A 15088-nucleotide genomic window follows, 5' to 3' on the forward strand; every position below is an offset into this window, starting at 1 on the left:
TGGTATCGTCAAGCCATGCTCGGCGAACTCTACACCTATCTCTGGCTGCTTTTCGAAAAGTACCAAGCCATTGCCGGCGTCGTACTGCCCTCCGCCCTTATCGGAGGCGTGCTCATCATGCTTGAGCGCGTCAAAAGGTTTAGTGGTCCCTATTGGGATCTACTTTTCCGGCTGGGGAAGGTAGCAATTGTTGTCATTGCCGTTTTTTGGATCGGGTTCCTCGCATGGCGCGACGAGCATCAAACTCGTCTTGATACGGACGCCAAATACAATGATTTGGTTTCTAAAGGTGGACTGGCATTAAGACCATCATCTCGCCTGCAAATCGGCGACATTGAGCCAATAGCTTCTGACGGTCTCTACACGTATCAAGTTAACATAACAAACGCTGGTGCGATACCAGCCTACCTCGTATCTGGGCGCCTGTTATTGCGCATATCAAGCCACGGACCAGTCGAAGACAGTGACTCTCAAAGAATGCGAGATATCGAAAAAGATGCAATGGAAGAATCTAGACAAGCCATAAACTCAACTGAAATTACACCGAATCACTACATTGGAATGGCAATCACTGCCGTAACCGACGAGAACAAGCCAGCAAATAGCTTGGACTACTATAATGGTCCGACAAGTGGGTCTATGTACCTGTACGTACTAGTGGTAATTTATTATAAAGACGACTCTTTGCTTTCCTCAGAACAGAGGAGGGTGACGAGATATTGCGCCTCTTACTCAAAATCATTCAACAAATTCGTACAGTGCCCAAATCAAAACAGGAACTACATCACCTCGGCGGGTGCTAAGTGATATTTATCTGTTTAGCTCCTATCGCAGACATAACCTGTATCGTAAAGATGGCCGCAGACTTCCCACGCGCTAGCTTGGTGCGAATGTTGGGTTCGGTCTCTTTGACGCCGACAGCCGCCAACTTCTCGACAAGCTGCGCATAGGTCACACCCTTCCGTTTCAACTCAGCTTTCAGGATCGCCTTCACGCGCGTATCCCAATGCTCCTCAACGCCTTCGGTCATGGCACTCGCATTCTGTCTAATGATGAACGCCATCATCAGCGATACGAACTTCGTAAGCCAGCGGCCCATGACGCCACCATATGTGATGCATAAGCACGCAAGGCGATGGCTTCTCACTTCATCCTCTCCTCAGCCGCTCGAACCCTCTTGCTCAACGCGATTTTCAAGGGTGGCGAGGACCAAGCATCCAGACCTTCAAGCGCCTTCGCTTGTCTCTGATGAATGGCGATCCCGTGTGCCCTGCCAGCACGTCGCCCACGGCTCACAGGTTTATGCCAATGAGATGCACCACTGGGACGAACTTAAGGCCAAGTTCCTCGACGCTGGCCGCATCAATCACTCGCTCGCCTACCGAGCGCACGGCGCGAACACGAACCGAGCCGAGAGTTTCTTTGCCTGCCTGCGTCGCATGGTGACCGGTCAGCATCGCTTCGTCACGGCCCGCTACCTTCAGCAATACGCTGCCGATGCCGCTTGGAAGGAGGACCACCGTAGCCTGCCGAATGGCAAGGCTTCCACGCCCACGATCGGCCTAACCATGGCTTCGCCTGTCAGACGGGCTTGGAAAGGCTACTGGCAGCGTCACGAGGCATAGGCGATACTTGGAAAATCGATATAGAAATCAAGATAATTTAAGAAGTTCCGCTAGATCTATAGCGGCAACTTCTGACTCTAAATGGGCGATTATCTCTATATTATCTAAATTACCCTTCAATCGTCGAAACAAGAAATATCCTCCGCATTGCTCCCAACTTTGCCCAACAGCTTCTGCGGTGCGTCGAGTTAAAGGCGCTATACAAAGGGTTGCATTTTCCTCAATATCCGCGCTGAAATAAAATGCGTCCATCTCCAGCCCCCCAGCGCAAAAATGCCCGAATCACCCACTCACCGGCTCCAGGCAAAGCCCTCCATGAGAGCGCAAGACCTAGCAGAATACATGGCTGCAAGCGATGTGGCGAAACGAACTGTCATCCAGAAGTGTAAGTTCCGCCCACTCGCTCGTCTGGTGCAGCACAAGGAAGCTCGCGCCTCAATCGGGCATTGGATGCGCCAAGGCGCAGGCGACAGCGACGCTCTAACAGCCGAGGCCGCTCGCATACGTCGCAAAATTGCGGACACGGATTTTGAAGCTGAAGTGAACGAACACAATGCGGGTTACGTTGAGGCATTCCGCGATATCTGTGACCAGCTAGCTATCCCTGCATGTGACATGGAGGCATTGGCTGGGAAGGTATCAATCAATATGAATGGGCTCGACGTTCGATATGCACCTGATTTGATTTTAAAAAATACAAACAGAAACAACGTTGCAAAAATCGGCGCCATGTTTCTGCTTTATAGCAAAGGAAAGAGTGCCTCAACCGAAGAAGCACTATATCTTAGTGCATTGTCTTACGGATATCTCGAAGACGCGCCTATCAATAATGGCTGTGAGTCTGACAAGGCGCTGTGCATCTCTGTCTGCGCCTACAGTGGGACTGTGCATCCGGCACCGGGCAACTCAAAGAGACGGTTCAGCAATATGATGGCCGCGGGCGCCACTATCTCAGATTTGTGGCCGGCAATTCCAGCACCAAAGAATGCGCGCCTCGCGTAACGCATCATCCAATTGGCAACCGCCAAACCTGCCCCGCCTGCGTCCGCTCCCCTCCCACCATCTGGCTCGCGCTCATCTTTCTGATTTCTGAGCGCGCAGGCGATGTGGCGTGTGAAATCGGCCAGCGAACGCCAGTTCCACCCATTCTTCGCCTTGGTTTGGCAGACGAGAAGCGCCAACTGGCGGGCCGTCAGAGGCTCCCCTGCCTTGCGTGGCTCGGCCAAGAGGTCGTCCCATAGCCCGTCGGATGGAACGAGCTATGGTGCGCGCCGGGCGTGGAGCCCTCAAGCTCCTCTTGGGAACCCGCACGGCTCCCGAAACCCTGTCCAGGGCCTCTAGGCTGATGGACGAGCGAGGATCGCCATGCACTCGCGCACGTCGTCGTTCGCTCGCGCAGCTCGTTGCGCTTACGAGCAATCCATCGATGGGGCTTTGACCATCTATTCTGCCCTCATAGGCGATGCCGTAAGCCCTGATGTACCGCGCTTTTGGGGCATTTGCTCCATGAGCCGTGGATCCCGATCAAGCGCCCCGGCGACCCCGTAAGGGGCGTCGCGCGGAACGGCATCACGCCCCCCGGCGACGCGCCCTCAGATCAGGTGCGCAGGAGTTCGTTGATGGCGGTCTTGGCGCGGGTGCCGGCATCGACGCGCTTGACGATCACCGCGCAGTACAGGCCCGGGCCGGGGCTGCCGTCGGGCAGGTCCTTGCCCGGCGTGGTGCCGGAGACCACCACCGAGTAGGGCGGCACGCGGCCGTACATCACCTCGCCGGTGGTCCGGTCGATGATCTTGGTCGAGGCGCCGATGTAGACGCCCATGGAGAGCACGCTGCCCTCGCCGACGATCACGCCCTCGGCCACCTCGGCGCGGGCGCCGATGAAGCAGTTGTCCTCGATGATGACCGGGTTGGCCTGGAGCGGCTCGAGCACGCCCGCGATGCCGGCGCCGCCGGAGATGTGGCAGTTCTTCCCCACCTGGGCGCAGGAGCCGATGGTGACCCAGGTGTCGACCATGGTGCCCTCGCCCACATGGGCGCCGAGGTTGATGAAGCTCGGCATCAGCACGGCGCCGGGGGCGATGTAGGAGCCGCGGCGCACGACGCAGCCGGGCACGGCCCGGAAGCCGGCCTCGCGAAACTGCTTCTTCTTCCAGCCCTCGAACTTCGAGGGCACCTTGTCCCACCAGGTCGCGCCGTCGGGGCCGCCATGGATGATCTCCATGTCGTTGAGGCGGAAGGAGAGCAGCACCGCCTTCTTGAGCCACTGGTTGACCTGCCAGTCGTCGCCGACCTTCTCGGCGACCCGGGCCTTGCCGGAATCCAGGAGGTCGAGGGCCGCGTCGACGGCCTCGCGCACGGCGCCCTTGGTGCCGGTGTCGATGCCGGCGCGCTCCTCCCAGGCGGTCTCGATGGTGGCGGCGAGGTCGGTGGGGGACGCGGGGTGCGACATGGGGCAGGTTCCGGCAACGGATCGGGACGGGCCCCGTGCTTACAAAAGCCCGTCCGGCCTGTCACCTTCGCGGCTGCGGTCCGTGGGGCGGCCCGGGCGGCCGTCCCATCCGGACGGGCTGAGCCGGCTGGGCTCAGCCGGTCGTCATGGGCTTGGCGCTGGCATGGCCGCAGGCGTCGTAGCGGCGCTCGATGAGGAAGTAGTCCCTCATGGCGGTGTTGTAGTACTTGGCCGAGACGGCGACCTCGCGCCGGCCCGGGCGCCCCTCGGCGATGGCGCTGGGCACCCGCTCGATGGTGCAGCACTCGGTCTTGTCCCCGAGATAGTCGAGCCGGTTGGCATAGGCCCGTCCGCCGTGATCGCCGTTCCTGACGATGTCGCGGATCATGATGTCGACATAGGCCTCGTCGGGCAGGGTGGCGTTGGTCTCGTAGCAGACCAGCAGGCGGGTCGACTGCTCGTAGATCAGGTAGCCCGCGCCCATGACCGCCAGGGCGAAGAAGGCGACGGCCGCCGTCTGCGTCCTCCGGCTCATCGGTTGATCCTCCTGGCGCTCCGCCATCGCATGCCCCTCCGCCGGGCGACGACCCGGGCCCGGAGGCGCACGGGGCCCGTGCCCGTGAGCCCGAACCGGGGAGTCACGGGCGCCGGATGTCACGTCCGGCCGAGCATGCGCCCGATTCCATCACAAAGGGTTTCCGCGAGGCGGTTCGACCCTCACAACGGTCGGTCTCGCTCCGGGGCGAGGCCCCGGCTCGGACCGCCCCCGAGGGGGTCGCGGGCGACCGAGCCGGGGGCGACCGTCGTTCACTCCCCGTAGAAGCGCTGGATGCGCGCGGCCCGATCGGCGCGATCCGCGAACCGGGCGTCTCCGTCGGATTGCGCCTGCCGGACGGCGGCGGCGTGCGAGAACACCCGCGCCGCACCGAAATCACCGTGGAGCGCAGCAACGTTCGCGGCATGCACGTCTCTGCGAGACTGAATGGCGCGAACATTCGCGCTATGGGCGGCGTGTTGCGCGACGATCGCCGTCCGCAGGCTCTCCTGAGCCTGCGCGGGCACCACGAGCCACGCCGAACCACTGACGAGACATCCGGCCAGGACCATTTTGACGCCGTTCATGACAGTGTATCCTCAATCTGATCGATGATCACCGATGACGCGACAGGCTCCTTCCATCCCGTCGGACCGATCAGGAGCCTGGGGCCGAGTCGGACTTAGTGTCTTTGTCCGGACTCGACTAGGCCTATAGCCTGTGGAAATCGAAGATCCCTCGACGGCCCGCGCCACGGGTGCCCCGCCGGCGCATCGCGACCGCGAGGGTCCGCGGACCTGCGGCGGCGGTGACGAGGGCCCCGCGCCGGCTCCGTCACCGGATCGGGGGCGAAAGCCGTGGGCCGCCCTGGACGGGGGGCGCGACCGGATGCAGGCGGCTACGGCGCGATGCGGTCGAACCGGTCGCCGAGGCGGACGAGGTCGCCCGCGAACGCGGCGAGGTCGGCGCGCAGTTCGCTGTGGATCGCGCGGGCGGCGTCGGGAAACTCCTCCAGCACCCGGCGCATCAGGGTCGGGGTGATGCGGACCACCTCGGCGGGGCTCGCCGCGTCGGCGTCGCAGGGACGCTCGCCGCGCTGGAACAGGGCCAGGCGCCCGATCAGGCTGGAGCGCCCGACCGTGACGGGGGACGCACGGTCCCCCCGCGGGGTCAGCGTCAGGGTGCCCGACATCACCACGAAGCCGCCGTCGCCGCGCTCCCCGCGCGCGAACAGGCGCTCGCCCGCCGCGAGGCTGCGGCGCTCGGCGGCGAAAGAGAGCAGGCGCAGGGCATCCCGGCCCAGGAAGCCGAACAGCGGCGCGGCGCTCAGAATCGCGATGTCGTCGTCGAGCCCCACCTGCCGTCCCGTCCTTGGCCGCGCTGTCGGGGGAGCTTAGCCGAACCGGCCGGCGGGCGAAACGGCGGGGACGCCGCGTCGAGGCAGGCCCGGACGCGTCGCCGCCGGAGGTCGACGCCCCCGTGCGCTCCCCCGTGCGGGGGCCGGGATCGCCGGACGCTCCCCTACGGCAGCAGCTTGTAGCCGCCGCCCTCGGTGACGAGGATCGCGGCGAGCGCCGGGTTCGGCTCGATCTTCTGGCGCAGGCGGTAGATGTGCGTCTCGAGGGTGTGGGTGGTGACCTGGGCGTTGTAGCCCCAGACCTCGGCCAGCAGCGTGTCGCGGCCGACCACCTCGCGCCCGGCCCGGTAGAGGAAGCGCAGGATCGCGGTCTCCTTCTCGGTGAGCTTCAGCTTCGAGCCGCGCTCGCCCACCAGGAGCTTGGCGCCGGGCCGGAAGGTGTAGGGGCCGATCTGGAACACCGCGTCCTCGCTGGCCTCGTGGCTGCGCAGGTGGGCGCGGATGCGCGCCAGCAGGACGGCGAACTTGAAGGGCTTGGTGACGTAGTCGTTGGCGCCCGCCTCCAGGCCCTCGACGGTGTCGTCCTCGGAATCCTGCGCCGTCAGCATGATGACGGGGCCGCGATAGCCGCCGCGGCGCATGGCCCGCACGGCCTCGCGCCCGTCCATGTCGGGCAGGCCGACATCCATCACCGCCAGGTCGATCCGATCCTCCGTGACGCGGGTGATCGCGCTCTGTCCGTCCAGGGCGGTCAGCACGGTGAATTCGTCGTAGAGATCGAGCTGCTCCATCAGCGTCTCGCGCAGCGAGGCATCGTCGTCGCAGATCAGCAGGCGATGGGTATTCGGCATCGACCGAAGGACTTTCAGGCAGTTTGCAGGATCCGCCAGCGGTGTTCGGGTCCGCGGGCGGGCGGTGAGAGACAGGATCGACGGTGACGCCGCGATCCCGAGGCACGATGATGACACGCGGGCATCGTCTTGCCGTCAGGAAATCACACCGGGGTCATTAAACCAACAATCCGGGCTGCGCACAATACGGTTGTGCGCAGCCTAACACTGCGGAAACGGTGAAGCCCCAAGAAAAGTTTCAGCGGATGTAGCAGCCAATTGGTCCCGTCGCCGTTCCGCGCGGGGTGCGGCCGGATGGGGCCGGGCGGATTTGGCAGCCGCGCGGGCCCGCGCGATAAGCGCCCCATGAAGCGGACCCCGACCTCGACGCGGCAGCGTCCCCCGACGCCCACCACCCTCCCCCGCCTGCGCGTCCGCGCCCTGGTGACGGACCGGAGCCGGGGCCAGCTCCTCGCGGGCGCCGCCATCATCCCCTGCGCCCTCGGGCGGAGCGGGATCGTGCAGGTGAAGCGCGAGGGCGACGGCGCCTCGCCCCGGGGCACGGTCCGCCTGCGCGGCGGGGTCTACCGGCCGGACCACTTCGCGAGCCGGCCGGCGAGCCCCCTCCCCCTGCGCCCGAGCGCCCCCGGCGACGGCTGGTGCGACGACGCCCGCGACCGGCGCTACAACCGGCCGATCCGCCTGCCCGCGCCGGGGGTCGGGCACGAGCGGATGTGGCGGGAGGACGGGCTCTACGACCTCGTGGTCGACCTCGACCACAATCGCGGTCCGATCCGGCCCGGCCGCGGCTCGGCGATCTTCCTGCACGTGGCGCGGGGCGGCTTCCTGCCCACCGAGGGCTGCGTCGCCCTGCGCCGGGCCGACCTCGTCCGCCTCCTGCGCCGGGTCGGCCCGGGCACCCGGATGCGGATCGGCTGACCGGGTTCAGGCCAAATCCGCTGGATCCCTTCGGGAGGGCGGTTCTGGGCCTCGTTCGAACGCCGCGCGGGCCCGCAGGGCGGCGAGGCTCGCCGATTCCCCCCGATTGCCCCGGCGACCGGGGCCAGGCTGGCGATCCTCGTATCCGCCTCTCTCCTCCTGCGGGGCCGAGGCGGCGTGGGACGGGCGTGAACGCCCCCTGCCGAAAGGCGGCCGGCTCGGCAGACCCCAAGAAAAATTGCCGGCTCAGTAAGCGTGTAGCCGGCTTTTCCTGCTCGTCCCGGCCCGGTTGTTCCGGGGACCCGATCGGGCATTCCCAACGTAGGCGGCCTTCCCCGCGCCGTCGTTCCGGAGCGCCGGAGGCGTGCAATCCAGAAACGCCGGCGGTGGAAAGGCCTGCACCACCGCGATCTCGTGGTCCGGCGTCTCGTCCTGGATTCAGGACGAGCGTCGGCCCGCACCGGAGACGGGCGGGCCGGCATCCGGCTCCTCCGCTCCCTGGCGGCCCTCCTTGAGCAGGTCGAGGGCCTGGGCCCGCATCCGCTCCCAATCGCCCAGGGCCCAGTCCATTTGCCGGCGCAGGAAATCCTGCTGGAGCTGGAGCATCGCGGACAGGGTCCGCGCGGCCATCAGGCCCTCCACCAGGGCGAGGTTGGCGGCGAGCTGCCGGTGGGTGGTGCGGGCCACCAGCCGGCCAGCGGCCTGAAGGTCGGCGTCGAGGTCGGTGCGGGCCGCCCGACCCAAGGTGGCCAGGCGATCCAGATGGTCTTCCAGGGCCTCCGTGACGGCATCGCGGGCGGCCTCGGCGCGCCGGAGGGCCGGGTCTGTCTCGAGTGCCGGGCCGGGCGCGGGGCGGGAATCGGGTGTGGTCTCGGGCTCGTTCGATGACATCCGCGGGTCTCCCGAAGCCGGAGCCGGGACGGGCTCCGCGCGGACCGCGCCGGTCGTGGCGCGGTCCTGTCTTCCCGATGCGGCGCCCGTCCCGAAGGCGCTGCCGATCCCGAAGCCGCGGCGCGAACGCCCGGCCTCAGTGACCGGCCTTTTTCGGCCCGTCCTTCCGGGGCATGTAGAGGTCCGTGATGGTGCCCTCGAAGGCCTCCGCCGCCAAGCCGATCGTCTCCGACAGGGTCGGGTGCGGATGGATGGTCAGGCCGATATCCTCGGCATCCGCCCCCATCTCGATGGCGAGGGCCGCCTCCGCGATGAGGTCGCCGGCCGACGGGCCGACGATGCCGCAGCCGAGGATGCGGTCCGTCTCGGGGTCGAACAGGACCTTGGTCAGGCCCTCCTCGCGCCCCAGGGCCAGGGAGCGCCCGGAGGCGGCCCAGGGGAACACGCCCTTGCCGACCTTGATGCCCTTCGCCTTGGCCTCGTTTTCGGTCATGCCGACCCAGGCCACCTCGGGGTCCGTGTAGGCCACCGAGGGGATCACCTTGGCGTCGAAGGCGCTGGACTTGCCGGCGGCGACCTCGGCCGCGACCCTGCCCTCGTGCGTCGCCTTGTGGGCCAGCATCGGCTGGCCGACCACGTCGCCGATGGCGAAGATGTGGGGCACGTTGGTGCGCATCTGCTTGTCGACGGCGATGAAGCCGCGGGCGTCGACGGCGACGCCCGCCGCCTCCGCGCCGATGCGATGGCCGTTGGGGCGCCGCCCCACCGAGACCAGCACCTTGTCGAAGGTGTCGCTGGCCGGGGCCGTGCCGCCCTCGAACGAGACCTTCAGCCCCGCCGGGGTCGCCTCCACGGCGGTGACCTTGGCCTTGAGGTGGATCGCCTCGTACTGCTTCGCGATCCGCTTCATCAGCGGCGTGACCATGTCCTTGTCCGCACCCGGGATGATCTGGTCCATCAGCTCGACGATGGTCACCTTCGAGCCCAGCGCGTGGTAGACGGTGGCCATCTCCAGCCCGATGATGCCGCCGCCGATCACGAGGAGGCGGGCCGGCACCCCGTCGAGCTCCAGCGCCCCCGTCGAGTCGAGGACGCGCGGGTCGTCGTGCGGGATGAAGGGCATCCGCACGGGCTCGGAGCCGGCCGCGATGATGGCGTGGTCGAAGCCGATCACGCGGGTCCGGCCCTCGTGCTCCACCGCGACCTGATGAGGTGAGACGAAGCGGGCCTCGCCCGTCACCACCGTGACCTTGCGCTGCTTGGCGAGGCCCGAGAGGCCGCCGGTGAGACGCTTGACCACCCCGTCCTTCCATTCGCGCAGCTTGTCGATGTCGATCTGCGGCGCGGTGAAGGAGATGCCGTGCGCCGCCATGGCGTGGCTCTCGTCGATGACCTTGGCCGCGTGCAGCAGGGCCTTCGAGGGGATGCAGCCCACGTTGAGGCAGACGCCGCCGAGGCTCGGCCAGCGCTCGACCAGCACCACCGACTGCCCGAGATCGGCCGCCCGGAAGGCGGCGGTGTAGCCGCCCGGCCCAGCCCCGATGACGAGCACCTGGGCCCGCATCGCCTCGCCGGAGACGGGGGCCGCCGCCGTCGGGGCCGGGGCGGGCGCCGCCCCACCGGTGGCGGCGGCCGAGGAGCCGTAGCCGGCCTGGCCCTCGCCCGGGGCGTGGCCGGGGACGCCCGCGCCGTTTGCGGACGCCCCCGCGCCCGCCTTGGTGGTGTCGGTCACCGTGGGCTTCGGCGCACCAGTGGCGGCGGCCTCGGCCATCACCAGGATCAGGTCGCCCTGGCTCACCGTGTCGCCGGGCTTGATCCGCACCTCGGCCACCGTGCCGGCCACCGGGGACGGGATGTCCATGGTGGCCTTGTCGGATTCCAGCACGATGATCACGTCGTCGACCGCGATCACGGCGCCGGGGCCGACGCTGACCTCGATCACGGGCACGTTCTTGAAGTCGCCGATATCCGGCAGGTGGACGTCGTTGCTGCTCATCGGGTCACCTCGCTCGTTGGGTCGCGTGGGCCGGCCTTCGTCAGACGACGAGGCGCCGGACGTCCTCGAGGACGTGGGCGAGGTGGCGGGTGAAGCGCGCGGCGAGCGCCCCGTCGATGACGCGGTGGTCGTAGGAGAGCGAGAGCGGCACGATCAGGCGCGGCGCGAACTCGGTGCCGTTCCAGACCGGGCTCATCTTGGAGCGGGCGACGCCCAGGATCGCGACTTCCGGCGCGTTGACCAGCGGCGTGAAGGCGGTGCCGCCGATGCCGCCCAGGCTCGAGATCGAGAAGGTGGCGCCCTGCATGTCGGCCGCCGAGAGCTTGCCGTCGCGGGCTTTGGCCGAGATCGCACCGAGATCGCGGCTGATCTCGACGAGGCCCTTGCGGTCGGCCTCCTTGATGACCGGGACGACGAGGCCGTCCGGCGTGTCCACCGCCACGCCGATGTTGTAGTAGCGCTTGAGGATCAGGGCGTCCTTCTCAGGCGACAGCGAGGCGTTGAACTCGGGATGCTTGCGTAACGCCGAGACCGCGGCCTTGATCAGGAAGGCCAGCAGGGTGACGCGGTAGCCCTTGTCCTTGAGCTCCTTGCCGGCATTGTCGAGTTCCTTGCGGTAGGCGTCGGTCTCGGTGATGTCCGACTCGTCCTGGTGGGTGACGAGCGGCACGTTGAGCCAGGACCGGTGCAGGTGCGCGCCGGAGATCTTCTTGATCCGCGACAGGGGTTGGGTCTCGATCGGGCCGAACTTGGCGAAGTCCACCGCCGGGATCTCCGGGATGCCCATGCCGCCGCCCTGGAACGCCGCCGTGCCGGCGGCCGAGGGGGCGGCCGAGCGGGTGAGATGGCCCTTCACGTCCTCCTTGGTGATCCGGCCCTTCTCGCCGGTGCCCTTCACCGCGCTCAGGTCGAGGCCGAGTTCGCGGGCGAGGCGCCGCACGCCGGGGCTGGCATGGACCTGGGAGAAGTCGGGCAGGGTGCCGGCCGGGGCGGGCGACGGGGCAGGCGCGGCGGCCGGGGCCGGGCTTGGGGCCGGGCTTGGGGTCGGGGCCGGCTCCTGCTTAGCCACGAGGGCTGCGCCATCGGCGCCGGCCGGGGCCTCGGCGGCCTTCGCGGCGCCGGCCGTATCACCCTTGGCGCCCTCGCCCTTGAACACGAGGAGCGGCGAGCCTTCGCTCACCGTGTCGCCGAGCTTGACCAGGATCCGCTCCACCACGCCGGCGCTCGGCGAGGGCACGTCCATGGTCGCCTTGTCGGATTCCAGCGAGACCAGCGGGTCGTCGGGCCCGATCGTGTCGCCCTCCTTCACGTGGATCTCGATGATCGGGATGTCCTTGAAGTCGCCGATGTCCGGGATCTGGATCTCGATGCCCACTGCGCGTTCTCCCTGGCTCTGAGTCGAGGCCTCTCGCGGGCCCCCTCGTGCGGTCGCTTATCGTCGATGATGGCGGAAAGGGTCGGGGCGCCGGCCGCGGGCGGGCGGCCGGCGCCGGAATCAGACGGTCCAGGGGGCCGGTCGGTCCGTGTCGATGCCGTACTTGGCGATGGCGTCGGCCACGGTCTGGGCCGGGATCACGCCGTCCTCGGCCAGGCTGTGCAGGGCCGCCACCACGACCCAGTGCCGGTTGACCTCGAAGAAGTCGCGCAGGCGGGCCCGGTAGTCGGAGCGGCCGAAGCCGTCGGTGCCGAGCACGCGGTAGCGGCCCGGAACCCAGGCGCGGATCTGGTCGGCGAACAGGCGCATGTAGTCGGTGGCCGCGATGACCGGGCCGGTGCGGCCGGTCAGGCAGGTCTCCACGTGGGAGAGGCGCTTGCCCTCCAGCGGGTGCAGGAGGTTCCAGCGCTCCGCCGCCATGGCGTCGCGGCGCAGCTCGGTGAAGCTCGGGCAGCTCCAGATGTCCGACGCGATCCCGAAATCCCGCTCCAGCAGCTCGGCCGCGGCGATCACCTCCCGCAGGATGGTGCCCGAGCCCAGGAGCTGCACCCGGTGCCCCTGCTTCGTCTCCTTGGGCCCCTCCCGGAAGAGGTACATGCCCTTGATGATGTCGGCCTCCGCGCCCTCCGGCATGCCGGGGTGCTCGTAGTTCTCGTTCATCACGGTGATGTAGTAGAACACGTCCTCCTGCTCGGCATACATCCGGCGCAGGCCGTCCTGCACGATCACCGCCACCTCGTAGGAGAAGGTCGGGTCGTAGGAGACGCAGTTCGGGATGGTGGACGAGATCAGGTGGCTGTGGCCGTCCTCGTGCTGCAGGCCCTCGCCGTTGAGGGTGGTGCGCCCCGCCGTGCCGCCGATGAGGAAGCCCCGCGCCCGCATGTCGCCCGCCGCCCAGGCGAGGTCGCCGACCCGCTGGAAGCCGAACATCGAGTAGTAGACGTAGAACGGGATCGTCGGCGCGTCGGAATGCGAGTAGGAGGTCGCGGCCGCGATCCAGGACGACATCGCCCCCGGCTCGTTGATGCCCTCCTGGAGCATCTGACCGTTCTTGTCCTCCTTGTAGTACATGAGCTGGTTGGCATCCTCCGGCCGGTAGAGCTGGCCGACCTGGGAGAAGATGCCGAACTGGCGGAACATGCCCTCCATGCCGAAGGTGCGGCTCTCGTCGGGCACGATCGGCACGATGCGGTTGCCGATGTTCTTGTCGCGCAGCAGCGTGTTGAGGATGCGCACGAAGGCCATGGTGGTGGAGATCTCGCGGCCCGCGGTCTCCTTGAGCTGGGCCGAGAAGGCCGAGAGCGGCGGGATCTCCAGGGCCTGCGAGGTGCGCCGCCGGGCCGGGAGCGGGCCGCCCAGGGCTTCCCGCCGCGCCATCAGGTAGCGGTGCTCGGGGCTGCCCTCGGGGAACTTGATGAAGGGGATCTCCTTCAGCTGGTCGTCGCTCAGGTCGATCTGGAAGCGGTCGCGGAACTGGCGCAGCACCGCCTCGCCCATCTTCTTCTGCTGGTGGGTGATGTTCTGGCCCTCGCCGGACTCGCCCATGCCGTAGCCCTTGACCGTCTTGGCGAGGATGAGGGTCGGCTGGCCCTTGTGCTTGGAGGCGGCGCTGTAGGCGGCGAAGACCTTGCGCGGGTCGTGGCCGCCGCGGGTGAGGCGCCAGATGTCGTCGTCGCTCATGTCGGCCACCAGGGCCGCGGTCTCGGGGTAGCGCCCGAAGAAGTGCTCGCGGATGTAGGCGCCGTTCTTCGACTTGAAGTCCTGGTACTCGCCGTCGACGCATTCCTCCATCAGGCGCGCCAGCATGCCGGTGCCGTCGCGCTGGATCAGGGCGTCCCAGCCCGAGCCCCACAGCACCTTGATGACGTTCCAGCCGGCGCCGCGGAAATCGGCCTCGAGCTCCTGGACGATCTTGCCGTTGCCGCGCACCGGGCCGTCGAGGCGCTGCAGGTTGCAGTTGATGACGAAGACGAGGTTGTCGAGCTTTTCCCGGGCCGCGAGCGCGATGGCGCCGAGGCTCTCCGGCTCGTCCATCTCGCCGTCGCCCATGAAGGCCCAGACCTTGCGGCCGTCCGTCTGCGCGAGGTTGCGGTGGTGCAGGTAGCGCAGGAAGCGCGCCTGGTAGATCGCCATCAGGGGGCCGAGGCCCATGGAGACGGTGGGGAACTGCCAGAAATCCGGCATCAGCCAGGGATGGGGATAGGACGACAGGCCCTTGCCGCCGACCTCCTGCCGGAAGCCGAGGAGCTGGTCCTCGGTGAGGCGGCCCTCCAGGAAGGCGCGGGCATAGACGCCCGGCGAGGAATGGCCCTGCACGTAGATGAGGTCGCCGCCGTGGCTGGCGTCGGCCGCCCGCCAGAAGTGCATGAAGCCGGTGTCGTAGAGGGTCGCGGCCGACTGGAAGCTGGCGATGTGGCCGCCGAGCTCGGACGAGTCCTTGTTCGCCCGCAGGATGATCGCGATGGCGTTCCAGCGGATAGCCGAGCGGATGCGGTGCTCGATCGCCCGGTCGCCGGGATGCGGGTCCTGCTTCTCGGGCAGGATCGTATTCAGGTAGGCGGTGTTGGCGGAATACGGGACGGGCGCGCCCTTCTTGCGGGCCCCGTCGATCACCTGCTCGATCAGGTAGTGGGCCCGCTCCGGCCCGTCGACGTCGAGGACGCCGTCCAGCGAATCGAGCCATTCCTGCGTCTCGACGGGATCGAGGTCGCGGTTCCGCTCCATGGCATCCTCCTTAGATTTTTCCAGCGGCTCTCGTCGTCCGCCCTTTGGCTGGCCACGCTTCAGCGGCGTTCGTGCGTCGGCAGCGTGCGTTCGCCAGCAGCGTTCGTGCCAACCCCACCCAATCGCTTTTCGCGTTGTCTGGCAACGGCTTCGCCTGAGCCGAAGGTTTTTGGTCTGCGATATTTGTTACGGGTTTGAATTTTTTTGTCTGGCTTTCCAGACCGGGGCCGACGGCGTTGGCCCGCGAGGGGGCGACGCAGCGCTCGGACAGCAGGGCCGGGACCGTCCGGGTACCGGACGATCC

The 15088-nt window shown here is 67.2% G+C and carries 14 protein-coding genes and 1 pseudogene; 4 read left to right on the forward strand and 11 right to left on the reverse strand.

Translation table 11 applies throughout. The features are described 5' to 3' along the window. The first annotated feature begins 15 nt into the window (after positions 1-15). Positions 16-807, forward strand: coding sequence for a hypothetical protein (locus tag ASG63_RS25400; protein WP_156394219.1), 792 nt, complete (start codon positions 16-18; stop codon positions 805-807). On the opposite strand, the gene ASG63_RS16020 is transcribed toward ASG63_RS25400, so the two are convergent. Further along, positions 800-1099, reverse strand: a complete 300-nt coding sequence (locus ASG63_RS16020) for a DUF6471 domain-containing protein (RefSeq protein WP_244479939.1) — start codon at positions 1097-1099, stop codon at positions 800-802. The two genes, ASG63_RS25400 and ASG63_RS16020, sit on opposite strands and share 8 nt — an antisense overlap. A 214-nt stretch (positions 1100-1313) precedes the next feature. On the opposite strand from ASG63_RS16020, the gene ASG63_RS16025 reads away from it, so the two are divergent. Then, the gene (locus ASG63_RS16025; RefSeq protein WP_244479940.1) at positions 1314-1625 is read left to right on the forward strand and encodes a transposase; all 312 of its coding nucleotides are present in this window, start codon (positions 1314-1316) and stop codon (positions 1623-1625) included. Positions 1626-1652: 27 nt separating this feature from the next. Here ASG63_RS16025 and ASG63_RS25405 read toward each other — a convergent pair whose 3' ends face one another. Beyond that, positions 1653-1877 (reverse strand): hypothetical protein, encoded by a 225-nt coding sequence (locus ASG63_RS25405; RefSeq protein ID WP_156394220.1) that lies wholly within the window; start codon positions 1875-1877, stop codon positions 1653-1655. Between the two features lie 90 nt (positions 1878-1967). Between ASG63_RS25405 and ASG63_RS25410 the strand changes: the two genes are divergently transcribed. Beyond that, positions 1968-2627, forward strand: a complete 660-nt coding sequence (locus tag ASG63_RS25410) for a hypothetical protein (protein ID WP_156394221.1) — start codon at positions 1968-1970, stop codon at positions 2625-2627. 595 nt (positions 2628-3222) lie between these two features. Here ASG63_RS25410 and dapD read toward each other — a convergent pair. From dapD to ASG63_RS16050, 5 genes are all read right to left on the reverse strand, one after another. Then, positions 3223-4077 carry a 2,3,4,5-tetrahydropyridine-2,6-dicarboxylate N-succinyltransferase gene (dapD, locus tag ASG63_RS16030; RefSeq protein WP_056218385.1) on the reverse strand — a complete coding sequence of 285 codons (855 nt, stop codon included), beginning with the start codon at positions 4075-4077 and terminating at the stop codon, positions 3223-3225. A gap of 133 nt (positions 4078-4210) precedes the next feature. After that, a complete protein-coding gene (locus ASG63_RS16035; RefSeq protein WP_156389744.1) occupies positions 4211-4612 on the reverse strand; it encodes a hypothetical protein in 402 nt (133 codons plus the stop codon). Positions 4613-4884: 272 nt separating this feature from the next. Next, positions 4885-5199: a hypothetical protein gene (locus tag ASG63_RS16040; protein WP_056218394.1), complete on the reverse strand. Its 315-nt coding sequence runs from the start codon at positions 5197-5199 to the stop codon at positions 4885-4887. Positions 5200-5510: 311 nt separating this feature from the next. After that, on the reverse strand, positions 5511-5969 hold the full coding sequence (locus ASG63_RS16045; protein WP_056218397.1) for a cyclic nucleotide-binding domain-containing protein: 459 nt from the start codon (positions 5967-5969) through the stop codon (positions 5511-5513). 164 nt (positions 5970-6133) lie between these two features. Then, positions 6134-6820: a response regulator transcription factor gene (locus ASG63_RS16050; RefSeq protein WP_056218401.1), complete on the reverse strand. Its 687-nt coding sequence runs from the start codon at positions 6818-6820 to the stop codon at positions 6134-6136. Positions 6821-7165: 345 nt separating this feature from the next. On the opposite strand from ASG63_RS16050, the gene ASG63_RS16055 reads away from it, so the two are divergent. Further along, entirely contained in the window at positions 7166-7738 is a 573-nt protein-coding gene (locus ASG63_RS16055; RefSeq protein ID WP_056218404.1) for a L,D-transpeptidase family protein, read from the forward strand. A 438-nt stretch (positions 7739-8176) separates the two neighbouring features. Here the strand turns inward: ASG63_RS16055 and ASG63_RS16060 are convergent, their stop codons facing one another. The 4 genes and pseudogenes from ASG63_RS16060 to aceE all read right to left on the reverse strand — a co-directional run bounded on the left by ASG63_RS16060 (position 8177) and on the right by aceE (position 14784). Beyond that, complete coding sequence (locus ASG63_RS16060) at positions 8177-8629, reverse strand: phasin family protein (protein ID WP_056218407.1); 453 nt, start codon at positions 8627-8629, stop codon at positions 8177-8179. A gap of 136 nt (positions 8630-8765) precedes the next feature. Continuing rightward, on the reverse strand, positions 8766-10625 hold the full coding sequence (gene lpdA, locus ASG63_RS16065; RefSeq protein ID WP_056218410.1) for a dihydrolipoyl dehydrogenase: 1860 nt from the start codon (positions 10623-10625) through the stop codon (positions 8766-8768). A 40-nt stretch (positions 10626-10665) separates the two neighbouring features. Next, positions 10666-12021, reverse strand: a pseudogene (gene aceF / locus ASG63_RS16070) (dihydrolipoyllysine-residue acetyltransferase); the annotation flags it as partial. Between the two features lie 99 nt (positions 12022-12120). Continuing rightward, on the reverse strand, positions 12121-14784 hold the full coding sequence (aceE, locus tag ASG63_RS16075; RefSeq protein ID WP_200957555.1) for a pyruvate dehydrogenase (acetyl-transferring), homodimeric type: 2664 nt from the start codon (positions 14782-14784) through the stop codon (positions 12121-12123). Positions 14785-15088: the final 304 nt, after the last annotated feature.

It is taken from the genome of Methylobacterium sp. Leaf94, from assembly GCF_001426045.1.
Classification (GTDB): Bacteria; Pseudomonadota; Alphaproteobacteria; order Rhizobiales; family Beijerinckiaceae; genus Methylobacterium.

What these genes read in the sequence shown, in the direction of transcription:
- ASG63_RS25400 (WP_156394219.1), top strand. Translation starts at nt 16, where the DNA reads ATGCTCGGCGAACTCTACACCTATCTCTGGCTGCTTTTCGAAAAGTAC.
- ASG63_RS16020 (WP_244479939.1), bottom strand. Translation starts at nt 1,099, where the DNA reads ATGGGCCGCTGGCTTACGAAGTTCGTATCGCTGATGATGGCGTTCATC.
- ASG63_RS16025 (WP_244479940.1), top strand. Translation starts at nt 1,314, where the DNA reads ATGCACCACTGGGACGAACTTAAGGCCAAGTTCCTCGACGCTGGCCGC.
- ASG63_RS25405 (WP_156394220.1), bottom strand. Translation starts at nt 1,877, where the DNA reads ATGGACGCATTTTATTTCAGCGCGGATATTGAGGAAAATGCAACCCTT.
- ASG63_RS25410 (WP_156394221.1), top strand. Translation starts at nt 1,968, where the DNA reads ATGGCTGCAAGCGATGTGGCGAAACGAACTGTCATCCAGAAGTGTAAG.
- dapD (WP_056218385.1), bottom strand. Translation starts at nt 4,077, where the DNA reads ATGTCGCACCCCGCGTCCCCCACCGACCTCGCCGCCACCATCGAGACC.
- ASG63_RS16035 (WP_156389744.1), bottom strand. Translation starts at nt 4,612, where the DNA reads ATGAGCCGGAGGACGCAGACGGCGGCCGTCGCCTTCTTCGCCCTGGCG.
- ASG63_RS16040 (WP_056218394.1), bottom strand. Translation starts at nt 5,199, where the DNA reads ATGAACGGCGTCAAAATGGTCCTGGCCGGATGTCTCGTCAGTGGTTCG.
- ASG63_RS16050 (WP_056218401.1), bottom strand. Translation starts at nt 6,820, where the DNA reads ATGCCGAATACCCATCGCCTGCTGATCTGCGACGACGATGCCTCGCTG.
- ASG63_RS16055 (WP_056218404.1), top strand. Translation starts at nt 7,166, where the DNA reads ATGAAGCGGACCCCGACCTCGACGCGGCAGCGTCCCCCGACGCCCACC.
- ASG63_RS16060 (WP_056218407.1), bottom strand. Translation starts at nt 8,629, where the DNA reads ATGTCATCGAACGAGCCCGAGACCACACCCGATTCCCGCCCCGCGCCC.
- lpdA (WP_056218410.1), bottom strand. Translation starts at nt 10,625, where the DNA reads ATGAGCAGCAACGACGTCCACCTGCCGGATATCGGCGACTTCAAGAAC.
- aceE (WP_200957555.1), bottom strand. Translation starts at nt 14,784, where the DNA reads ATGGAGCGGAACCGCGACCTCGATCCCGTCGAGACGCAGGAATGGCTC.